Genomic DNA, 21,500 nt, shown 5'->3' on the forward strand with positions numbered 1-21,500 from the left:
AATCGGGGCGTTGCAGTGCCTATGGAATCGGTGCACCGGTTGTCACAACAGAAATGAACGGATTGGGATATGGAATCTGCGCGTGGAAAAGGGGAAAAATCGCTTTCATGGGGAGGGGAGAGCCGGCGGAAAAAGCCTTCCGCCGCTCAATCAAACAGACTCGCCAATTCCCTGACATCCCGGACAATATGATCGGCGCCGTGCGCTTCAAACATGCCTCTCGCACGTTCCCCTTCATGCCCCGTCAGGGTCGCGGCAAAAGACACGCCAAGCGCTCTGGCAGCTAGAAGATCCGCCAGCGAATCCCCCACAATCAACACGTCCGGGCGGTTTAAAGGCAGCTCTTCCTTTAAAATTTCGGCATGCGAAGGAGTGGCGCCCCGCAGCGCCCGCAAATACGAAAACGGATGCGGCTTGGCAAGCGGCGCCGCGGCAGGCACTTCGTTTTCCGCTTCCAATACGGTGGACGCGGTTGCAATCCGCTCTTCCGGAATATACTTCAAGACTCCCAACACGCCAAGAGGAACCAGCGTTTCTTTCCGCGGACGGCCCGTTGCGATGCCGAGCACGATCCCCTTACCGGCCAATTTTGCAAGCAGCGCCTGCAGTTCTTCACCCGGTACGATCGGTTCCTCGCGATCCAAATACCCTGGCTTCCGCTTGCCGTCGCCCAGGTAGAACTCCTGGAAAATCTGCCGCGTCTCCTCCCACAGCTGGCTGGACCGGCCGAACGCCTCCGTCTCGGCTCCCACCCATTGCCGCGCAAGTTCGTTCAGGTAACTCAAAAATTGGTGTTTTTCCAATTCTCCCGGAAAATCGGCGGTGAACTCGGCAAACGCGGCGGTAATATCGAGCTTCGACCGGATTTCCGGAAAATCGGCCAGCGTTATGCCTCGGCGGCACAGTTCCCGCGCCCACTCCCTGTCTTCGGCGCGGGCCAGGTTTTTCAGCAGGGAGTGGCAAACCATCAGGTATACCATATCCCAGTTGCTGTTGACACCCCGCCCTTTTAAAAAGTCGAGCACTTCATCCTTCGGCCCGAGCACCTGCCGGCGAATTTCGGCCAGACGCTGGCGGTCCGGATCCGGTTCCGTCACAGCTTTTCCCAAAAAACGCTCCGTCACGATCACTTCGTGAATCGTCTGCGATGTCGCGTTGAAATATGTATCTTCGCCCAACATTACGCCGTCCACGTCAAACAATACCGTCGTGTACCTCATATGTCCTCCCCTGGCTTCAACTTTTTACTTTTTCATGATACCCTGTTTCGACCAAGAAGGAAACAAAAAAACGGACCTGACAAGCCTGTCGGGTCCGCTCATACTCTATAACCTTTGCACATCCTACTCCACAGTGAAATATTTCGCCTCCGGATGGGCAAACACCATCGCCGACACGGAAGCTTCCGGATCCATCATGTACCCCTCCGTCAACTGAACCCCGATATCCTCCGGATGCATCAAACGGAACAACCTCGCTTGATCTTCCAGATTGGGGCAAGCGGGATAGCCGAAGGACACGCGGATGCCCTGGTAACGCGCTGCAAACCGCTCCTGCATCGTCATATCCGCCGGATCTGGGAATCCCCAGATGTCTCGCATGATGTGATGAACCCGTTCGGCAAACGCTTCCGCCAATTCCAGAGCCAACGCCTGAATCGCGTGGGAGCGCAGGTAATCTCCCTTGTCCTTCCATTTGTTCGCAATCTCGCGCACACCTTTGCCGGCCGTGACAACCAGAAACCCGACATAATCCGTCTCGCCGCTTTCCACCGGTTTCAAAAAATCGGCCAGACACAGATACGGAGCCTGCCGCTGCCGCGGGAACGAAAACTTCTCGATCACCTTTGAACGATCCTCCGGGTCGTAAATCAGAATATCGTTCCCGGACGATTGCGCCGGGAAGAACCGGTATATGCCGTGCGCCCGGATCAGCCCCGTCTCTTTCGCTTCCCGCAAGAGTTGGTCGATCACGCTCATCAATTCGGTCGTCTTCGGGTCGCCTTCTTCCAACAGTTTCTCGACATTTCCCTTGACACCGAGATGCTTTCCGAGAAGCATCCGCAGGTTCAGGTAAGGCTGCAAAAACGAAATCGGGTAGTCCCGTAACACGTGGTGTTCCAGATCGGGCGGCGTAAAGACCGGGACATCGCGGCTTACGGCCGAGCGCCTTTCTCCCTCCACAGCCGCTTCCGCCCCCGAGCCCGCCGCCGCTTTCCCCGGCTCCATCACATACGAGTTTCGGATTTCCCGCAGCTCCTGAATCAACGCTTTGCGCTGCTCTTCATCGCTCAGGCGGTTCGCGAGCTCCAGCCCCTCCATCGCGTCTTTCGCGTACAGGACAAGCCCGTCATACTCGGGTGCGATCCGGGTATGCGTAAACTTCCGCGTCAAAGCGGCTCCGCCGACAAGAATCGGCACATTGACACCCGCCTCGCGCAAATCCTGGGCGGTCGTCACCATCTGTTGGGCCGATTTTACCAGCAGTCCCGACAGTCCGATCGCGTCCGGCTTTTCCTCGCGATAGGCGGCAATCAACTGTTCCGGCGGGACTTTGATGCCCAGGTTGACGACCTGATAACCGTTGTTGGAAAGGATGATTTCCACCAGATTCTTGCCGATGTCGTGCACATCGCCCTTTACGGTAGCCAGCAAAATTTTCCCTTTGACGGCGGTTTCCGTCTTCTCCATAAAAGGTTCGAGGTACGCGACGGCCGCCTTCATCACTTCGGCGCTCTGCAGCACTTCCGCGACGATCAGTTCGTTGTCGTTGAACAGGCGGCCGACTTCCTCCATGCCTTTCATCAGCGGCCCGTTGATGATCTCAAGCGGCTGATATTTCGCAAGCGCCTGCTTGAGATCGTCGATCAGGCCTTCCTTTGTCCCCTCGACCACATAATTCGCCAAGCGTTCTTCCAAAGTCAGATTGGAGACTTCTTTCACCTTGGCGGCTTTCTTGTCGCGATAGAAAGCGGTAAATTCCGCCAATGTCCGATCGTTGGTGTGAAAAAGCAAATCCTCCGCCATCCGCCGCTCCTCTTCCGGAATCGAAGCGTAGCGTTCCAGCTTTTCCGTGTTGACAATCGCGTAATCGAGCCCCGCCTTGGTGCAATGATACAGAAAGACGGCGTTCAACACTTCGCGTCCCGCCGGCGGCAGCCCGAACGACACGTTGGAGATGCCGAGAATCGTGCCGCATTGGGGGAACGTTTCTTTGATCAAACGAATCCCCTCGACCGTTTCCAGAGCGGAACCGATATACTGTTCATCCCCCGTCCCGACCGGAAACACAAGCGGGTCAAAAATAATGTCCTGCGGATGGATCCCGTACTTGTTGACAAGCAGGTCGTAAGAGCGTTTCGCGACTTCCAGTTTGCGCTCGCGGGTAACCGCCATTCCCTGTTCGTCAATCGTGCCCACCACGACGGCCGCTCCGTATCGGAGGATCAACGGAGCGACTTCCGCAAACCTTTTTTCCCCCTCCTCCAGATTGATCGAGTTGATAATCGCCTTTCCCTGCGAATGTTTCAACCCCAACTCGATCACGTTCGAATCGGTCGAATCGATCATCAGAGGCACTTTAACCTTCTTGACGACAAAGTGCAGAAACTTCTCCATGTCCGCGTATTCGTCCCGGTCCGGATCCGCCAGGCAGATATCGATGATGTGCGCCCCTTTTTTGACCTGCGTGCGCGCGATCTCCGAAGCGTCTTCATACCGGCCTTCCGCGATCAGCATGCGGAATTTCTTTGAGCCGATGACGTTTGTCCGCTCTCCCACCATCAGCGGGCGGTTGTCCGCTTCCAGATATACCGTCTCAATCCCGGAAACGGCCGGAAGATGGCCGCCGGCCGCTTGCCGCGGCTTGAAGTCTTTCAGAGCCTCAGCCAGCGCCCGGATATGATCGGGCGTCGTGCCGCAGCAGCCGCCCGCGATGTTCAACCAGCCGAGCTCCGCAAACCCGGCCATTTTTTTCGCCAGCCCCTGCGGCGACTCGTGATAATGGCCGTTCTCGTCGGGCAGCCCCGCGTTCGGATAGCAGCTGACTCCGCACTGCGCCAGTCCGGACAGGGTGCGCAAATGGTCGCGCATGAATTCCGGACCGGTTGCACAGTTCAGCCCGACGGTGATCGGGTTCAAATGTTCCAGCGAGATATAGAAAGACTCGATATTTTGACCGGCAAGCGTCGTTCCCATCGGCTCGATCGTTCCTGACAGCATCAAAGGGAGTTCGACGCCCAGTTCTTCAAAGGCTTGCTTGATTCCGATGCTCGCCGCTTTGACGTTCAGCGTGTCTTGGGCGGTTTCCAGCAGCAGCACGTCAACGCCGCCCCGGATCAACGCTTTTGCTTGCTGCCGGTAATTTTCCGCCAACTCGTCAAAAGTGGTGCCGCCTGTCACCGACAGCGTCTTGGTTGTCGGGCCCATCGCTCCCGCAACAAAACGCGGCCATTCGGGAGTGGACCATTTTCTCGCCGCTTCCACCGCTAGCTTCGCAGCGGCCAGGTTGATTTCGTCCGCGCGGTCCTGCAGATTGTATTCGGCCAGTACGAGACGGGTGGAGCCGAATGTGTTGGTTTCGATGATGTCGGCTCCCGCTTCCAGGTATTTTTCGTGAATCCCCCGGATCACGTCTGGGCGGGTGAGGTTCAAATACTCGTTGCAGCCCTCGTATTCTTCGCCGCCGAAATCCTCCGCCGTCAAACCCGCCTGCTGAATCATCGTTCCCATGGCGCCGTCGAGAATCAAGATCTTCTTTTGCATTTGCGCCACCAACGGATGCTGTTGGTACGCCTTGGTTGCCGTTGTGCTCATGTCGGTTCCCCTTCCCGCGATATCCAAAAACAGGGCGTGCGTAATACAAAAGCCCTCTCCTGATAGAGAGGACTGTATGCTCGAATGCCGCTCCTCCTATCTTCCAGAACTCGTTCTGCTGGAATTAGCACCGTGTGCGCACACCGGTTGCTGTGGTTTCACCGGGCCAGATCCCTCCACCACTCTGGATAGAAGTATGAAAATCGTTTTCGATTTTCTATTTAGTTTGCATGAAATCGGAGAGCCTGTCAAGGCGCCGCCCGCAATCCACTCATGTGTTGTTTGGAGCCGGGGGATGTTGTTCGTCGTAATCACTCAGTGTGTTCCGCAAATATGGCTATTCCGAAAAAATTGGAGGTCAGTTCCAACTCTGCCGATGGTATCGAATACTTTCACCGGATCCCGGTGTCCATTGTATTCATAAATACATACCGGGTTTAGTGTCTGGCGGCATCCAGAATTCTTTTCAGAGAGATCTTCTGCGGGCGTGTAACCATACACCGCTTTATTTCCTTTTGCGTCGACCACTCCATCAGATGTCCGCCCGGATCTTCAGTTCCGTCACCGCCTCCGCCGAGTCGATGTAAAGCGCAGGAGATTAGGAACTGGTGACGAGGCTTTTATAACCATCAAACAACATTACTTTTTCATGTATACAATCGGCAAATTCTTAAAACCTTGCCTCCACTGTTCAATTGTCTTAGGTAACTTTGTTTTGTAGGAATTATCATTTGTGTAGTACTTAACTTGTTTATCATCAATGAGAGCAGCCCAAAACTTCCCTTTAGAATCAGACATGACAATTGCTTCCATAATGGTGTACAATCCCTTGACTGAACCTGATTTTACAGTTGCATCAAAATCATCTAAGTTTTTGGGTTCGGAAATTAATTTGAATCTCTCTATAAATAAATCATAATCATCTCCAACTAGTTCTTTAAATTTTTGATCTTGGTCATAGTTTTCAAAAACACCAAGCTTTACTAAGTCGATCTTGTTTTCTTTTTCTACACTTTTTTGATAAGTTCCATCAAAAGTAACTCCCATACCAACGTATGATAAACATCCCTGGTTTTGATCAACTTTTATAGCTTCACCTGTTAAATTAAACGTAATCGTGCAATTATTTCCGGATTCATAAATGGCTGTATTTCCTTTTTTAGTGGCAGTACCTTTTATCTTGCCCGTATTTCCACCACTCGAAGCTTCAATTACAAAGTCAAAACCACCAGCATTTTCGTTTGTTATTACTATTTTGGCGCTATTGAAATCTCCGGAACGAGTCCACGTTCCCGACCAAACCGGCTGGGCTACATCCTTAGGATCAACTTGTTTTTCTACCTTAGGATCAACCTGTTTTTCTGTCTTGCTTTCCGTAACCGCTATTGGTTGTTGGTTAGCTTGTCCCCCTTTAGGGGAGGTACATCCGGATATTAAAAGAAGCCCAAAAATCAAGACAAAAACTTGTTTCATGATTAATACTCCTCGTTAAACGAGCATTATCACTACAAAATGGTTGGTTATATCAAATTATCTCAGGACGCAATTATGTCAATTAGAAAGTAAATCGGGGAAGGCTTTCCATACTTCGTTTTCAACATTTATGTTTTTTGCTATATCCCGATATTTTATTTCAAATTCCGCATGATCCCCTTCAGCGTGGCTAACACTTACACTGATGCCTAGAGAATCCTTCGTTAAATAACTAAATGTATCGGACTGATTTTCAGTACCTATATTGTCTAGTGAGTCCGCTTTGCTAAACTTTTTTATTAAATCATCGTTAGAAAACTTATCCAGTACGCCATTATGTTCAGACTTCAATGCTTTGAATTCTCCATTCTTGAATTTTTCTACAAAGCTCTTATCTATAATTACAAGGTCTTTTAATCTTAGTCTAATTTCTTTATTGATATTTATATTCGTTGTATAAAAAATGTTGTTAGGATGGGCTGCATCTTTCACCTTTCCTATCCCCGAGTATTGGATGCTCAACAGATTTGCACTGTTCCATTTAATCTCATAATTGATTTCCAAGGTTAACCCATTATCCACCAGCGGGTAATAGTTTAACACCTTTAATGCCTCATTCTTTATTATGTCATTAACTATTTTCTGCTTATTGCTATCGCTTAAGTTAGTAATTTGAGGATAGTTTATTTTGACATCCTTATCCGTATAGCTCTCTTTTGTTATTCCATAGGTGATACCTTTTGAATTGTCTGAATTGATCTGATTCTTATTGCTGTTGATATTTTTGTCGTTTTTTTCAGTTACGGACTCCGGTATAGCTTGCTTATTAGCTGCATCATTCTTACCTTGACTGCATGATGACATTATCAAGGTAAATGATATTAATAGAGTTATAAGGGTATTTTTCTTCACCATGCGAATATTCTCTTCTCCTTACTTATAAACTATTCCGGACTTGTTCCGGCTGTGGAAATATAAAGCTCACTATGTAAAAACTATCCGCATTATTTAACGCTATTGATCCAATCGACAAGTGCCAACAGGTCTTTGGTCATGGTGGAGAAGGTACGGATTTCTTTTGTTTCCGGTGTGAGTACACAGGCCACGACGTTCTTTTTGTGTACATCAAGGCCGCAGACGGGACTATAGAATATTCATATCCGTCAAACTCCTTGCGGCTTTAAATTGAGGGGCTGGCGCAACGACCATTATGGATCATTCTATCCCGCGTGCTTCCGAATCGGAGCCACAATCTGTGGTACACCTGGTCGTTGGGGTTCAGTCTAAAAATCGGGCTCGCAAGCACCATAGAGTCACGAACCTGCCTTCGCCAGCCGCAAGTTGATTCTATCGCAACCACTCCATTTTCATCATCTGATGGTGCCGCCGTAGCGGCATGGGGGTCTATTTAAAAATTTCAGTACAAAGATTATAGTATCTCCGTCTATCCTCTAATCCATTATAGCCACCATTTACCTTCAGAGTAATCCGTTCTACAGACGCTCCCTGATCACAAAGAGAATTCATGTTGTGTTCATCCCACCAAAATCCTGCACTCGTCCATGGATATTTTAATGAAACATAGTCTACTCCATCCATGATTTTGGGATCACCCATTGCATCTGCAAAACGCTGATAATTGGATCTCCCAGTTAATTGTATATATCCAGCCCCTTTATATTTAGGTCCGTCTCCTGGATATACATTACCAAGATCTGTTCTGCCTTCGTATGCTTCTCCACTAGCAAGTTCTTTAGTGTAACGTCCTGCACCTGATTCGTGGCTACACTGACTAATAAAATGTCTTAGCCTCTGAGGAGTAGTTATATTATATCTCTCTAAGCAGTTATTCAAATCATTTAACATTTCATCACTAACATTAACCCATCCAAGTTGTTTAAGTTGATCGGCAGTAACATAAACCTTAGAGGTGTCTTGAATGATCTTCGGCTTCACTCTGGCGATTTCAGTCGTAACCGGGACTTGTTCGAAAGTTGTTTTTGTGATTTTAACCATACCGCGATTTCCATCCCACATGATGCCCAATCCCAAAGCGTCTGCCACATCCCGAACTTTTACATACGATTGACCGTCAAATACATTTGAAATTGAAAATGCTTTTCCGTCTATTTCAACTCTGCCATTTCTCTCCGAATAAGAAACCTTGAGTGAATCAGCCAGTTTTTTGGCTGACATATAGGTTGTACCGTTATCAAGATAGGAATCGCCGATTTCCTGCGGTTTGAAAGTGGCAATCTTGTCTTTCACCTGCTGAGTCCGTTTGGTTGTTTTCGAAATGATAACAGAACTTGAATTATTATCCCAATCCACATTAAACCCTAAAGCTTCCGCGACGTCTCTAACCTTAACATACGATTTTCCATCCACAACTTTTGCCGGTGTAAATTCCCGTCCTCCAATTACAACTCTACCGGTGTTTGAATTCCATGATACTGAAACACCAAGTGTTTGAGCCAGCTTTCTGGACCACATATAGGTCGATCCATTCTGAAGATATGCATCGGTTCCATCCGGTCTGATTTTTGCGATTTGTTCTTTGACAGGTACTGTTTTGGTAGTTGTTTTTGTAATCGTAACCGTACCATTTCCATTATCCCATTCCGCATCATATCCCAGGGCTTTTACGACATCCCGAACTTTGACATAGGCTTGTCCATTCATGGAATTCGAGATGGAGAAGTTTTTTCCTCCCATTTTTACGATCCCCTTCCCTGGGTCAACCGAATGGGAAACCCCTAGGATACCTGCCAATTTTTTTGAAGACATATACGCAGTATCATTATTGAGATAGGCATCTTCGATCTCCTTGGGTTTGATACTTAACACTTCTCTTGTTACGGCCTGTGTCTTATCCGTTGTTTTGGTGATCATCAATTCGCTTGTGGAACTTTCCCACCCTACACCGAACCCTAATTTTTCGGCGACCTCCCTGATTTTGACGAAAGACTTTCCATCTTCGATTTTGGCAGGTGTGAATTCATACCCGCCAATATTTACCGTGCCCTTCGCTTGATTCCATGAAGCGGAAACACCAAGAGTGTCAGCCAATTTTCTTGACCACATATACGTAACGCCGCCTTGCAGATAGGCGTCTTCTTGCCCGATTTGTTTTGGAGTTGAAGCAACGTAGGCGATCCCGGACATTGCATTCATCTTTCCTTTGGAATAAAGAAAAGATTTCGATTTCGAATCGATATTGGGAGAAATTTGAAGAATGACCCCTTGGTTTTTTAAATTTTTTGTTTCATCGACACTTGATTTTTTTGAAACGGACCATTCTCCCGCATAGTGATTTACCAATCCGCCGCTCTTTGGGCTGGTTGGGTTGTAAATCGCAATCGACACTTCCAATTCCCCCTAATAAAGTTGATAGGTTCTCGGCCATGCCAAGTGAAACCTCAAGGTTTTGTGCCATGAGGTTCTTTCCGTGTCCCTCCATCAATTTGATGAAGTGGTTCTCAACGGATGGACTCCTATCTTCGTGATCTCGAATGGAATCGCCCCCCTTATAGAGGATAGCTGAACTAGGATACATTCTGTGAACTCTAAGATGTGGGAAAAACATGAAGGCAGGTATGCACACATGGAGTAAAAACAGGAGTAAAAACGGGTCATTCGGGTTGGACGTACAGAGCAATACTCCTGAGTGGAAAACAATTACAGACAATTTCATTTTATCTCATACACAGTGGTGGAAACAAGTAAAAAATGAAATTTTCATATATTTTTTAACATTAATTACTCCAATTTAAAATCTGATACAAACACAGTGTGTTTTGAGCTTTTTACGATGCATGTTTTTCGGGAGCTGTCCTCATAAGTGGGTGGAAATCGGTCTAGCGCCATCGCCACTGTCACGCATAGCGCTAGCCCGCATCTCATCTTTATTTTGGCCATGCCGCGTACCGTGTGCAGTTCAAAGCCAAACGAAACGTCCGGCTGAACGTCCAGCCGACTGCCGCGTTCCACCGGCTTTCCGGACATCCCAAAAAGATCGGAGCCGGCTTTTCTACTCACCTGGTGACTGATCAAAAAAATCGGCCAACCGTGCCAGCACATCCTGTTTTGATTTTTCCACAACCGTTATCCGTTGCTCTTTGTCTTGCAATTCCGCGATTTCGTCGGGAAAATGCTGGACAATGCCGCATTGGCTGATGGCTTCGTCAAACTTGGCGGGATGAGCGGTCGCAAGCAAAACGCATTTGTTGCCGCCTCCCGCTTCCTCGTACGCGGCTGCGCCGCACGCTGTGTGGGGGTCGAGCAAGTATCCGTACCTGTCGTAGTACGCTTTTATGGTTTCCAGGCATCTCTCGTTGTCGATCGCTACAGATGCGAAATCTGTCTGCACGATTTTTAACGTTTCGCCGTCAACGGCAATTTCTCCTTTTTCGGCAAACTGCTGCATGGACGCGGCCAAGGCGGCGCTGTCTCCGTTCAGCAGGGAATACAGGTATCGCTCGAAGTTGCTGGCAATCTGGATGTCCATGGCCGGACTGTGCGTACTCTTGAACTCCCCGGGTTTGTAGACCCCCGTGTGGACGAATCGTTCGAGAATGTTGTTTTCGTTCGTAGCCAAAATCAGCCGCTGAATGGGCAGCCCCATTTTTCTTGCAAGATAGCCGGAGTAGATGTTGCCGAAGTTTCCAGTCGGGACACAAAAATCCACGTCTTCAAAGGATCCTTCTTTCGCAATCCGGAAATAAGCGTAGAAATAATAAGCCGTCTGGGCTAAAATTCGCACGATATTGATCGAATTGACCGCCCTTAAGGAATACTTGTTTTTCAATTCGACATCGGAAAAGATGTCCTTCACGATTCGCTGGCAATCGTCAAAATTCCCTTTTACGGCCAGGTTCAACACATTGTCGTCCAAAACGGTCGTCATTTGCAGTTCCTGAACTTTGCTCACTTTTTGATAGGGGTGCAAAATACAGATCTTGATTCCCGCTTTGCCCTTGACCCCGTGGATGGCCGCCGCTCCCGTGTCCCCCGACGTGGCACCTAGGATGTTGATCACCTTGCCATATTTCGCCGACACGTAGGCATACAAGTTGCCGATAAATTGCAGTGCGACATCCTTGAACGCAAACGTCGGACCGTGGAACAGTTCCAGTATATACAGGCCGTCATGGATGTTTTTTACGGGAGTTGCTTCTTCACTGCGAAAGCCGGCGTAACTCTCCTCGATCAGCTTTTTTAGATCGCCATAAGGAATTTCATCCCCGGTATAGTATGTCAAAATCTTCAGCAGCAACTCCCGGTAGGAAAGATGTCTCCACCCGTTTAACTCGCTTTCCGGTATGGCAGGTATGGTGTCCGGTACAAAAAGCCCTCCGTCATCAGCCAGTCCGCTTAAAAAAGCGTCAATGAAACCGCATTTCTTCACCTTTCCGCGTGTGCTCGTGTATAACATTGGCCTCTCTCCCACTCGATTTGTTTTTTCGGAAACCGTTTTCCGCCGGAATCCCGGTTTCTTTCGTTCTCATCATACCACACCCGCAAAGATCCCCCAAAGAGTAAGTCTCACGTCCGTTAGGTGTTCACCCTTTTTCAAATGATTCCGTACCGGTGCCCCGAATGGCCGAATATGGTAGTAACGAAGTTTGTGTAAAACGCACAATTCAAAGGAGGAGCGCCCTATGCCGTCAAAAAAAGAGAAAAGTCGAGCCAAACACCGGGACAAACACAAAAAGTCCATCCCCTCTTCATTCGATCATTGGTATTGGGATAGGGATGAATTTGAAGAGAACTTGACAGAACCCGACTTGCAGCAACAAAAGGCGATTCCCGAACAGGCGCAAGCAAATTTCGCTGCACGGCCATTGCAATTTGTGGAGCGGCAAGATGATATCTGCTCTTTTCTGGTTTATACCGACAACCTCACCGATCAGGTCGTCACAACGGAAAAAATTGCCGACAATGCCATCAATTCCTCAAAGATTAAAGCGGGTGCCGTCAGAACGGACAATTTGGAAGATTATGCGGTGAACGCCGCAAAATTGGCCAACAACTGCGTGACTTCCGTTAAAATTTCACCGTATGCCATTTTGAATCAACATATTGCCGACTCTGAAATAACAGGCGAAAAAATTCGCAACCGTTCCATCTCCGGTGAAAAATTGATGGACAACAGCATCTCTTCAGACAAACTGGCAGACAAAACAATCGACGCGATGAAGATTGCGGAAGGTTCGATCACGACAAAACATCTGCAGGAGCAGTCGATTACTGCCGAATTGATCCAAGACCAATCCATTACGTCAGAAAAAATTAAAAACGGTGCCATTCGGACCCATAACCTGGCCAATCAAGCAGTCCTTTCGGCGAAATTGGCAGACGGGGCCGTAACCACACGAACCCTCCGTAACGGGTCTGTTACCGAAGAAAAGATCGCATTAAAAAGCATTTCGTCCGATCATATCCGGGAAAAATCCATTTCCCGGCACCATATCGCACCCGAAACCATCCAGGGCGCTCATATCGCAAAAAACAGCATTGCTGAAGAACATATTGCAAGCCAGGCGATTGCCGCCAAACTGATAAAAGATTCTGCCGTAACCGCCGAAAAACTGGCAGATGATGCTGTTACAACCAATAAACTGGCAAATGATGCCGTGACGGGAGAAAAAATAAGTCCGAAAAGCATTTCCTTCCTCCATTTGCAAGCCAATTCCATTGCAAGTCAGCATTTGCGTGAAAGAACCGTCCAGTCCGAACATATGAGTGTCAAAAGCGTAAAAAGCGAACATATCGGAGACGAAGCGGTAACCACCCGCCATTTGGCGGATCGTTCGATCACCACATCCAAACTTGCACCGGAATCGGTCTCCACCGATAAAATCATCGACCTGTCCGTCACCACTTCCAAACTTTCCGATCATTCCGTCACGAAAGACAAGATTGCCGACAAATCGATCGATTCCCTACACATTAACGAAGGGGCAATTACCTCCGAACATATTCGGGAAAATTCCATAGGAACCGACCATATGGCAGACCGGTCCGTTACAGGCGAAAAAATCACGTTTGCAGCGATCACCGCTCAACATGTGGCCAATCACTCCATCACGGAGGAAAAATTAACATTCAACCCTGTTCATTCCAACAAAAAGAATACACTCTACCAATTTAATGTCGCCTCCTTTCACTTTGACGAATATGAAGAAACGAGTAAGTGTGTCATCGTGTTTGATGAACCGTTTGCCAATTCGAATTTTGCGATCGTGGCCATTACGAACCACCCGGATTGTTACGCGGTCATAACGGAGAAGACCAATCAGACGGCCACGATTACAGTGATCCGAAGAAATCCCGGCAGCGAGTTGTTTGGGGTTGCAAATTGGATTGCAATCGGGGAGAAAATGAATTTGACCGGGTTCCCAGCGGAAAATGCGGTCGAGCAGCCGGAAACGGCTTGCGAAACGTAAGCCGACGGTCGGACAGCCGTTTCCAGTTCCTGCAAGATGGCTCCTACCGGGTACGCCACCAATATGAAAATGAAAAGGCTCCGTCCAAAACGGAGCCTCCTGTTCGCCGTACTGATTTCCGGCCAACAGTTGCCGACACTCCCTAAGCGTGCCGGCGTTTAACCGCCCAGACATACAAGCTGCGCCACGCAAACAACAGGATAAAATTCGAGATCATCGCAACGAGAAAGAAGGAAAAGGGAATCCCTTTGCCGAGATACAGCGCCCGCAGCCCCAAGCCGCCGGGGATTGCCAGCAGCCAGACGGGCAGCGTCCGTCTGAACATCATCCGGTAGTTTTCATAATGTTTTTCTTTATACAATCCCGCCAGCAAAGCGACCAACAGCCATGAGACGATAAAGGGGGCCGCCGTCACCAAAATCCCACCGAAAGTCGTCAGCGTTTTGTGTTCCGACTGCCCCAGAAACGCAAAAAGAATCAACATTGCGATATCCCCGAGAACCAGCAACCACAATTTCATCCGTTCCCCCCGTCTCCTGTCTCAAATCATTCTCATACCAGAATGATTATACCATAAAAAAGAACCACTAATTTGCCCATTTTTGAAGGGCTTCGCATAACCGGTCGATTCCCTTCACCACATTCTCGTAGGAAGTGGTTAACGATACGCGTACATAGCCTTCCCCCACGTCACCAAACGCTGTGCCGGGCGCCACCACCACCGAGTATTCATCCAGCAGCCGGTTGGCAAAGTCCACGGAACCCATCCCGGCGGGGAGCGGTACCCAAAGGTACACCGTGCCTTCCGGCTTGCCGACCTCCCAGTTGATCGCTTGAAATTTGCCGAGGGCATAGTCCCGCCGCCGCTGGTATTCCTTCCGCAACTCCTCGCCGAAGTCGCTGTGCCACACCCCCGTCAGGGCTGTGGCTCCGGCAAATTGGACAGGCGCAAACACCCCCGAATGAATATGGCTTTGCACCACCAACAAGGAGTGGATCGCTTCCGCGTTGCCGACTGCGGCACCCAGCCGCCACCCCGCCATATTGAACGCTTTCGAGAAGGTGAAAAATTCGACCCCCGCTTCTTTCGCTCCGTCATATTCCAGAAAACTTCTCGAACGGACCCCGTCAAAGGTGATCTCCGAATAGGCATGGTCATAACAGACAAGCACATCGTTTTCCCGGGCGAACCGGATCGTTTTTTCGATAAAATCTGCAGGGGCAAGCACCCCGGTGGGATTGTTCGGGTAATTGAGAAAAAGCAGCTTGGCCCGTTTCCGAATGTCTGCCGGAATGGCGCCGTAATCCGGCAGATACCGGTTCTTTCTCAAAAGCGGCATGCGATACGTCTCTCCGCCCGCGAAGAAAACTCCGTCGTTATAAGCCGGAAAGGCGGGGTCCGGCACAAGGCCGACATCCCCGGGACCGATGTAAGCCAGAGAGATGTGAAACAATCCCTCTTTGGAACCGAGCAAAACCAGTACCTCTTTGTCAGGGTCCACATCCACGCCGAAGCGTTCCTTGTACCAGCCGGCGATTTTCTCCCGTAAGAAAAGGGAACCCTGAAACGCGGGGTAATGGTGATTTTCCGGATCTGCGGCGGTTTCCTGCAGCCTTTTGACGATTTCGTCCGGCGTCGGATGGTCAGGATCCGCTTTCCCAAAGTCAACGATATCCGTTTTTCCCGCTTCCCGCAGCCGGTAGACCCGTTCATCCAATTGGGCGAAGATATACGGCGCCAGCCCCGCCAGCTTTTCTGCTCTGCGCATTCGCGTTCCTCCTCGCGGCCGATGTTACGGTACCTGTATTCTGAAGGTATCAAACGGAGGATAGTATTTCCAAAACAGCAAAATGGCATGCCTGTGAAGGCATGCCACATACTTTCGCCAATTACCAAGTTTTAATTCCGTACACCCCGGGTGGCGGATTCTGAATCAAGTCAAAGATCGGATAACCGTAGGATACGAGGATCAAAATCGTGGCTACAGAGATCCATACGGGCCAACGTTCGAGAATCCCCGGAGTTGTCTCCGCTTCTTCGGCAACTTCGCCCATCGGATACTCCTGTTCGCCCTTCGGCGCTTTAAACGCCAGGTAGAATACGAGCCCCACTTGCAGCATCGCGGCGACAAACAGGAAAGCACCGCCGAGCGCAATCACTTTATGCCACGGAACCCAACTGAGGGCCGTCGGATCGTTCATGTAGGTAGTGCCGGCCGTACGGCGCGGACCGCCGAGCAACCCGAGAGTATGCATTCCGCCGGACATGAAGATCATTCCGATCGACCACAAAACCGCTTGCAGTCTGCCCAAACCGTGGGTCAGCCGGGTCATTTTCCGCCCCGTCAGGTGAGGGATCAGCCAGTAGCTGACGCAGAAGAAGGTCAAAGCGACCGCAGTGCCAACCGTAAGATGGAAGTGGCCCGTTACCCAGATGGTATTGTGGACAACGATGTTCAACTGGTTGCTGGCGTTGATAATCCCGCCGGCGCCTGCCGGTACAAACCACAGCATCGCAACGAACAGCGAGAAGAACCGGGCATCTTTCCAGGGCAGCGCTTTAAACCATCCGAACAGCCCCGTTGCGCCTTTTGAGCGTCCGGCGATTTCGAAAGTCGCAAACATCGTAAACGCAGTGATTAAGGAAGGAATCGCAATCGCCAGTGTCAGGGCGACATGCAGGAACTTCCATCCCTCATTGATCCCCGGCTCCAGCAACTGGTGGTGGAAACCGATCGGCGTCGAAAGAATGACAAACATCATAAAGACTAAACGCGTGATCGAATCGCTGAAGATCTTGCCGCCGATAATCTTCGGCATAATCAGATACCAAGTGATGTATGCGGGCATCAGCCAGAAGTATACCAGCGGATGTCCGAAGAACCAGAACAGCGTGCGGCTGAGAACGATGTTCACCGTATCAACCCAACCGAACGACCAGGGAATCAACTGCAATACCACTTCGGCAGCAACGCCGAGGGTAGCGATTTGCCAGAGCGCCATTGTCGCCACCGCCGTAAACATGAACAGCGGCGAGAATTTTCCCGGATTGTTTTTCCGCCAAGTGCGGTAATGGGCAAACATGCCGTACCCCGCCACCCAGCTTCCTACAACCAACAGAGCGGATCCAACGTAGAACCAGGGGGACGCCTTCATCGGAGCGTAGAACGTGTAAAGCACCGACGCCTGATTCGTGAGGATCGTAATGGCAGCCATTACGGTACCAATTACCATCATCCAATATCCCAGCCACCCCAACCGCATGCCGGTCGGTGTCAGCGAACCTCCGCTGACTCTGGCGATCCCGGAGAACAGAAACCCCACGATGAAGAACGTTGTAAAAATAAGCCCCATCATGACGCCATGGACAGTCAAAACCTGATAGTAGTTCAGCCAAGAGGGCAATTGAATAAGTTGCGCACGATCAAGCCCTTGCAGCAATCCCATGATCGCGGCCACACCAAAGCCGACAAACGCGACCAGGACATACGAAAGACTGAGCTTCGCCGCTTTCTGCTCCACTCTTACTTGTTGTGACATGTACCCATTTCACTCCTTTCCGCCTATTGCACGATGACTTTTGCCATCATCATATGGTGAGCCGCACCGCAGTACTCGTTGCACAAAATCAAATACTCGCCCGGCTTGTCAAATTTTTGGGTAACCTTGTTGATATTTCCCGGAACCACCATCATGTTCACATCGGTCCCCGGAATTTCAAACCCATGCACCACATCTTTGCTGGTGCTGATGAAAGTTACCGTCGATCCGGCGGGAACTTCAATTTTGGAAGGGTTGTACCCGAACGCATAGGAAACCATGACGGCTTCATATTTCTTGTCTCCGACTTTACGCAAGCCGGGTTTGTCAAAAGGCGCCGTTTGGTCGATTTTTTTCGGATCGATCGTTTGCAAATCGCTCGGCGGCGTCATCCCCATGGCGAATGCGTTCACAAAAAGGGCAACGATGAAAGCAACTACAATTGCGCCGCCAATAACCAGCCAAATTTTCTCTGTGCGATGGATGTGCATGCCTGAACCTCCTTGTTTCAGAAACTGGATGACTGCATTCCTGCATTTCTACGTTTCTACTGTCTGCTTAAAAAGAGATAAAATACGCCTACCCAACTGGCTACGATAAAAGCGCCCACAAGCAACGACGAGACAAACGCCCCTTTCAGGGAGTACTGTTCCGCCCCTTTGCTTTCATGCAATTGCGGGGAAACGGAGTTGTCAAGCCCGGGAGTGGTATGGTTCATGCGTAACCCTCCTTTCACCTGAATTCGATTTTGTGAAATGTGATAGAAAAAGCAGTGTGATCCGTTCAAAGTGATCCGTTCAAACAATTGCTCACAAGAGAAAAATAACAATTTAGTTTTAATCCCAAGTACAGTATAGATTCAAAATGGCTCTTTCGGGTATCAGGGAATTCCCTTATTCGACAATCAACAACGCCGTTAAAGCTCAAAATACCTTGATACACAAAGGATTTTCCGCTTTTCGAACATTTCGTGAACAGTTGCCCGCGCCAAAACAAAAACCACCCTGATTCATTCGGGTGGTGAAAAACTTGCGGTTCGCCGCTCCCGGCATCCGCCAACTCCATCGGATTGCCGCTTGCAGAGGCAAAAAAGTGGCCATTTTTTGTCCGGCTATCTCATCCCCGATGTTCGTGACGGTCAAAAGGCCGATCAAACTTACTAGGAAGTTTTTTGGTAGTTCTCAACAAGTAATTGCCCGGTTCTAAAATCGAATACGAAAGAGTGTTGATCCGGACTTTGAAGCGTAACAAGCCAGGCAATTCTCGTTCCGTTATAGTCTAAGGGAGCAATATATATGTCGTCTATTTTCTCAGGGTCAAAGCCTCGCTCTTTCAGTTTTGACAGGATAGCATTTCTTGCGATTCCGTCTTTCAAAAGAACTGATCCGGCGATGCGGATGTTGCCCTTAGAATCCCCGTTGAGCCAAACGACTTTCTCATTCCCCTGCGCGTCTTGACCAATCAGCATGGTTACCACGGGACCGGGCCGGGTATGGCGAACCTCTGCCACCGATTTCAAAAGACCGTTCTGCAATACGTACGCTTTTGCATCATCGGCAGAAGGCGCAAAAGAATGACCCGTTATATCCCCAGACTCGCATCCGTTCAATGTCAAAAAAAGAAACGCACTTAACACTCTTACCAGATATCGCTTGATTCGAATCACCTCCCGCAATGCTCTTTTTAGTATAAATACGAAGCAAACTAAGCGCCTTATCCCTCCAAAGCCTCAGCCGCCGCTTCCGCCGTGTCTTTGCCCTGCTGGATGCAATCCGGAACGCCAAGACCCCTATAGCCGGCGCCCGTAAAAAAGAGGCCGGGAAACTCCCGATTCGCTTCCTTCTCAAACGCGGACAACCGTTCCAAGTGGCCGACCGTATACTGCGGCATCGCTTTCCGCCACCGTGTGATCCTTGTAAAAATCGGCTCATCCGCAATCCCCATCGCATCCTTTAAATCCCGTTTCACCTTGTGCAGGATGGACTCGTCCGATTCGTCGACGATCGCTTCGTCACCCGCCCGGCCGACATAACAGCGCATCAACACTTTGTCCGGCGGAGTGGTGTGCATCCACTTGGAAGAAATCCAGGTGCACGCCGTGAGGGTCCGGCCTTCTTTGCGCGGCACCACAAATCCGGTTCCGTCCAGCGGATACGGAACGGATGCGGCAGGATACGCCAACAAAACGTTGCCGACCGATACATACGGAATCTTCTCCAGTGTCGCCGCAGGCTCGAAGGAGCACGGCAGCATCCGGGCGGCTTCATACGCGGGAACGGCGACGACCACCGCGTCCGCGTCATATGTCTCCCCGTCTTCGGTAGTCACCTGATAACGGAAAGCATTACGGAATGTACTGTCGTTTGCCGCATCCGTTACTTTTTTGATCTTCCTCACGGCAACGGAAGTTTTTACGATTTCCGGCCCGAGTTCCTCTTCCAGTTTGTTGACCAGTTGTATCAAACCGCGGCGCAGCGAGAAAAACATCGTCTTCGGCAGCGGGCGCTGATCGCCTGCCACACCGGAATCGGCGGCGGACAAAGCGGCTCCGGTCTCCGATTTCGGTGTCGGAGTCCTCCCCTCCGCTTTTGCGCCCGCCTTCGTCTGCTTCGCCTGGGCCAGCATGCCGAGGATCAAACTGCCGTACTTTTTCTCCATCGCTTCAAATTGCGGATAAGTGGCACGCAGGCTTAGATTTCGGGTGTTCCCCGCGTAAATGCCCGCCAGCAGCGGTTCCGCGATCTGATCGACCACTTCGTCCCCCAGTCTGCGGGCGAGAAAACCGCCGAGCGACTGATCGCCGGAGTGTTGGCTGCGGGGAATGACCAGATCCAGTGCCGCGCGTGCCTTGCCGGACATCGAAAGCAGCCGCGTCGTCACAAATGGAACAAACTGGGTGGGAATCCCTACGTTCAGTCCCTCCGGAATCCGATGCAGTTTGCCTTTGTGCAGAATGTACGTTTTTTTGTTGCGGGGATTGGTTTCGACCCATTCGTCTGCCAACCCCAGTTCCCGGCACAAATTCAATGCGGCGACTTTCCGGGTCAACAGGGCGTCAGGCCCTTTTTCCATCACAAAACCGCCAAAGAGTTCCGTCGCGATTTTTCCTCCGGGGCGGGCAGCCCTCTCCAGCAGGAGAATCCGCAAGGGAATCCCTTTTTCGCGGGCGTGTTTCCGCAAATAATAAGCCGCGCTCAAACCCGTAATGCCGCCGCCGATCACAACGACCGTTTTTTCTCCCGCCATTACGCTCATTCCTTTTTTGTATGATCCCGCACAACCGTTGCCAACGCCTGCAGAAAATCTTCGTCCGCATTGAGCATCGCCGTGCGGACCAGCTTGATTCCCAATTGCCGCGCCAACGCCTGACATTCCACGTCAATGTCGTAAAGCACTTCGAGATGATCCGCCACAAAGCCGACCGGACAGATCACGACCGAGCGCGTCCCTTGGTCTGCCAACCCGCGGAGAACCTCCGACACATCCGGGCCGAGCCAGGGTTCCGGCGTGCGCCCCGCACTTTGCCATGCAATCCCCCAGTTCGGATGTCCGATCGCTTGCGCCAATGCTGCCGCCGTTTCCCGCAACTGCTCCGGATAAGGATCGTTCATTGCCAGAATGCGCTCGGGAAGGCTGTGAGCGGTAAACAGCAAACGCACCGACTCGCGTTCGCCCTCCGAAAAATGGGCCAGTGCCGTCTGCACTCTCCCTGCCAGCGCTTGCAAAAACTGCGGTTGCAGATGCCACTGCTTGACAAACGTGAAAGCGGGGCCGCCGTACCGCTCCGCCCCTTTTTGGGCCTCCGCAATGTAAGTGCCGATGCTCAGCGCCGAATAATGGGGGGCAAACACGAAACCGACCGCCTCCCGGATGCCGTCGTCCGCCATCCGCTTGACTGCGTCCCCGATAAACGGTTTTGCGTGTTTCATCCCGGTATAGACGCGGTAGGCAACCCCGTCGCCGCTGCCGTTCAAAATTCGTTCCAACCCTTCCGCCTGCTTGCGGGTGATTTCGTTCAACGGCGACACGCCGCCGATGGTCTTGTATCGTTCCACCAATTCCGCCAACTGTTCCGGAGAAGGTTTTCTCCCCCGGCGGATATGGGTGTAATATTCTTCCACCCGATCCAGGCTGGCGGGCGTCCCGTAGGCCATCGCCAGGACGCCGACCGTTTTTTTGCCCATTCGAATCCCACCTTCAATAAGCGGACCGGTGCCCGTACATC

Annotated in this window: 15 protein-coding genes, 1 pseudogene and 1 riboswitch; of the genes and pseudogenes, 1 reads left to right on the top strand and 15 read right to left on the bottom strand. The window is 50.5% G+C overall.

Annotation, left to right across the window (positions count from 1 at the left end; all coding sequences use genetic code 11):
* Positions 1-146: 146 nt before the first annotated feature.
* The 7 genes and pseudogenes from AC4ED1_RS06290 to thrC all read right to left on the bottom strand — a co-directional run bounded on the left by AC4ED1_RS06290 (position 147) and on the right by thrC (position 11,721).
* On the bottom strand, positions 147-1,220 hold the full coding sequence (locus AC4ED1_RS06290) for an HAD family hydrolase (protein ID WP_490936791.1): 1,074 nt from the start codon (positions 1,218-1,220) through the stop codon (positions 147-149).
* A 123-nt stretch (positions 1,221-1,343) separates the two neighbouring features.
* Complete coding sequence (gene metH / locus AC4ED1_RS06295; RefSeq protein ID WP_490936793.1) at positions 1,344-4,814, bottom strand: methionine synthase; 3,471 nt, start codon at positions 4,812-4,814, stop codon at positions 1,344-1,346.
* 93 nt (positions 4,815-4,907) lie between these two features.
* A riboswitch (SAM riboswitch) is annotated at positions 4,908-5,009 on the bottom strand.
* A gap of 444 nt (positions 5,010-5,453) precedes the next feature.
* Complete coding sequence (locus tag AC4ED1_RS06300) at positions 5,454-6,287, bottom strand: hypothetical protein (protein ID WP_490936795.1); 834 nt, start codon at positions 6,285-6,287, stop codon at positions 5,454-5,456.
* A gap of 78 nt (positions 6,288-6,365) precedes the next feature.
* Positions 6,366-7,202: a polysaccharide deacetylase family protein gene (locus AC4ED1_RS06305; protein WP_490936797.1), complete on the bottom strand. Its 837-nt coding sequence runs from the start codon at positions 7,200-7,202 to the stop codon at positions 6,366-6,368.
* Between the two features lie 98 nt (positions 7,203-7,300).
* Positions 7,301-7,441: pseudogene (locus AC4ED1_RS06310) on the bottom strand (IS110 family transposase); the annotation flags it as partial.
* Between the two features lie 250 nt (positions 7,442-7,691).
* Positions 7,692-9,653, bottom strand: coding sequence for a stalk domain-containing protein (locus AC4ED1_RS06315; protein WP_490936799.1), 1,962 nt, complete (start codon positions 9,651-9,653; stop codon positions 7,692-7,694).
* Positions 9,654-10,317: 664 nt separating this feature from the next.
* On the bottom strand, positions 10,318-11,721 hold the full coding sequence (gene thrC / locus AC4ED1_RS06320; RefSeq protein ID WP_490936801.1) for a threonine synthase: 1,404 nt from the start codon (positions 11,719-11,721) through the stop codon (positions 10,318-10,320).
* 226 nt (positions 11,722-11,947) lie between these two features.
* Between thrC and AC4ED1_RS06325 the strand changes: the two genes are divergently transcribed.
* Positions 11,948-13,735, top strand: a complete 1,788-nt coding sequence (locus tag AC4ED1_RS06325; RefSeq protein WP_490936803.1) for a WIAG-tail domain — start codon at positions 11,948-11,950, stop codon at positions 13,733-13,735.
* A 142-nt stretch (positions 13,736-13,877) separates the two neighbouring features.
* Here AC4ED1_RS06325 and AC4ED1_RS06330 read toward each other — a convergent pair whose 3' ends face one another.
* The 8 genes from AC4ED1_RS06330 to hemH form a co-directional block, all read right to left on the bottom strand.
* Complete coding sequence (locus tag AC4ED1_RS06330; RefSeq protein WP_490936805.1) at positions 13,878-14,255, bottom strand: DUF3054 domain-containing protein; 378 nt, start codon at positions 14,253-14,255, stop codon at positions 13,878-13,880.
* 67 nt (positions 14,256-14,322) lie between these two features.
* Complete coding sequence (locus AC4ED1_RS06335) at positions 14,323-15,504, bottom strand: aminotransferase class I/II-fold pyridoxal phosphate-dependent enzyme (protein ID WP_490936807.1); 1,182 nt, start codon at positions 15,502-15,504, stop codon at positions 14,323-14,325.
* A 121-nt stretch (positions 15,505-15,625) separates the two neighbouring features.
* Complete coding sequence (locus tag AC4ED1_RS06340; protein WP_490936809.1) at positions 15,626-17,275, bottom strand: b(o/a)3-type cytochrome-c oxidase subunit 1; 1,650 nt, start codon at positions 17,273-17,275, stop codon at positions 15,626-15,628.
* A 23-nt stretch (positions 17,276-17,298) separates the two neighbouring features.
* Complete coding sequence (locus tag AC4ED1_RS06345; RefSeq protein WP_490936811.1) at positions 17,299-17,766, bottom strand: cytochrome c oxidase subunit II; 468 nt, start codon at positions 17,764-17,766, stop codon at positions 17,299-17,301.
* A 56-nt stretch (positions 17,767-17,822) separates the two neighbouring features.
* Positions 17,823-17,993, bottom strand: a complete 171-nt coding sequence (locus tag AC4ED1_RS06350) for a cytochrome c oxidase subunit 2A (RefSeq protein WP_490936813.1) — start codon at positions 17,991-17,993, stop codon at positions 17,823-17,825.
* A 441-nt stretch (positions 17,994-18,434) separates the two neighbouring features.
* Positions 18,435-18,941, bottom strand: coding sequence for a hypothetical protein (locus AC4ED1_RS06355; protein ID WP_490936815.1), 507 nt, complete (start codon positions 18,939-18,941; stop codon positions 18,435-18,437).
* 47 nt (positions 18,942-18,988) lie between these two features.
* The gene (hemG, locus tag AC4ED1_RS06360; protein ID WP_490936817.1) at positions 18,989-20,521 is read right to left on the bottom strand and encodes a protoporphyrinogen oxidase; all 1,533 of its coding nucleotides are present in this window, start codon (positions 20,519-20,521) and stop codon (positions 18,989-18,991) included.
* A gap of 5 nt (positions 20,522-20,526) precedes the next feature.
* Positions 20,527-21,459 (bottom strand): ferrochelatase, encoded by a 933-nt coding sequence (gene hemH / locus AC4ED1_RS06365; protein ID WP_490936819.1) that lies wholly within the window; start codon positions 21,457-21,459, stop codon positions 20,527-20,529.
* Positions 21,460-21,500 lie beyond the last annotated feature (41 nt).

Source organism: Effusibacillus sp. SKA8 (assembly GCF_058273125.1).

Excerpts from the sequence above, each read along its gene's own strand:
- AC4ED1_RS06290 (WP_490936791.1), bottom strand. The coding sequence starts at position 1,220 with ATGAGGTACACGACGGTATTGTTTGACGTGGACGGCGTAATGTTGGGC.
- metH (WP_490936793.1), bottom strand. The coding sequence starts at position 4,814 with ATGAGCACAACGGCAACCAAGGCGTACCAACAGCATCCGTTGGTGGCG.
- AC4ED1_RS06300 (WP_490936795.1), bottom strand. The coding sequence starts at position 6,287 with ATGAAACAAGTTTTTGTCTTGATTTTTGGGCTTCTTTTAATATCCGGA.
- AC4ED1_RS06305 (WP_490936797.1), bottom strand. The coding sequence starts at position 7,202 with ATGGTGAAGAAAAATACCCTTATAACTCTATTAATATCATTTACCTTG.
- thrC (WP_490936801.1), bottom strand. The coding sequence starts at position 11,721 with ATGTTATACACGAGCACACGCGGAAAGGTGAAGAAATGCGGTTTCATT.
- AC4ED1_RS06325 (WP_490936803.1), top strand. The coding sequence starts at position 11,948 with ATGCCGTCAAAAAAAGAGAAAAGTCGAGCCAAACACCGGGACAAACAC.
- AC4ED1_RS06330 (WP_490936805.1), bottom strand. The coding sequence starts at position 14,255 with ATGAAATTGTGGTTGCTGGTTCTCGGGGATATCGCAATGTTGATTCTT.
- AC4ED1_RS06335 (WP_490936807.1), bottom strand. The coding sequence starts at position 15,504 with ATGCGCAGAGCAGAAAAGCTGGCGGGGCTGGCGCCGTATATCTTCGCC.
- AC4ED1_RS06340 (WP_490936809.1), bottom strand. The coding sequence starts at position 17,275 with ATGTCACAACAAGTAAGAGTGGAGCAGAAAGCGGCGAAGCTCAGTCTT.
- AC4ED1_RS06345 (WP_490936811.1), bottom strand. The coding sequence starts at position 17,766 with ATGCACATCCATCGCACAGAGAAAATTTGGCTGGTTATTGGCGGCGCA.
- AC4ED1_RS06350 (WP_490936813.1), bottom strand. The coding sequence starts at position 17,993 with ATGAACCATACCACTCCCGGGCTTGACAACTCCGTTTCCCCGCAATTG.
- hemG (WP_490936817.1), bottom strand. The coding sequence starts at position 20,521 with ATGGCGGGAGAAAAAACGGTCGTTGTGATCGGCGGCGGCATTACGGGT.
- hemH (WP_490936819.1), bottom strand. The coding sequence starts at position 21,459 with ATGGGCAAAAAAACGGTCGGCGTCCTGGCGATGGCCTACGGGACGCCC.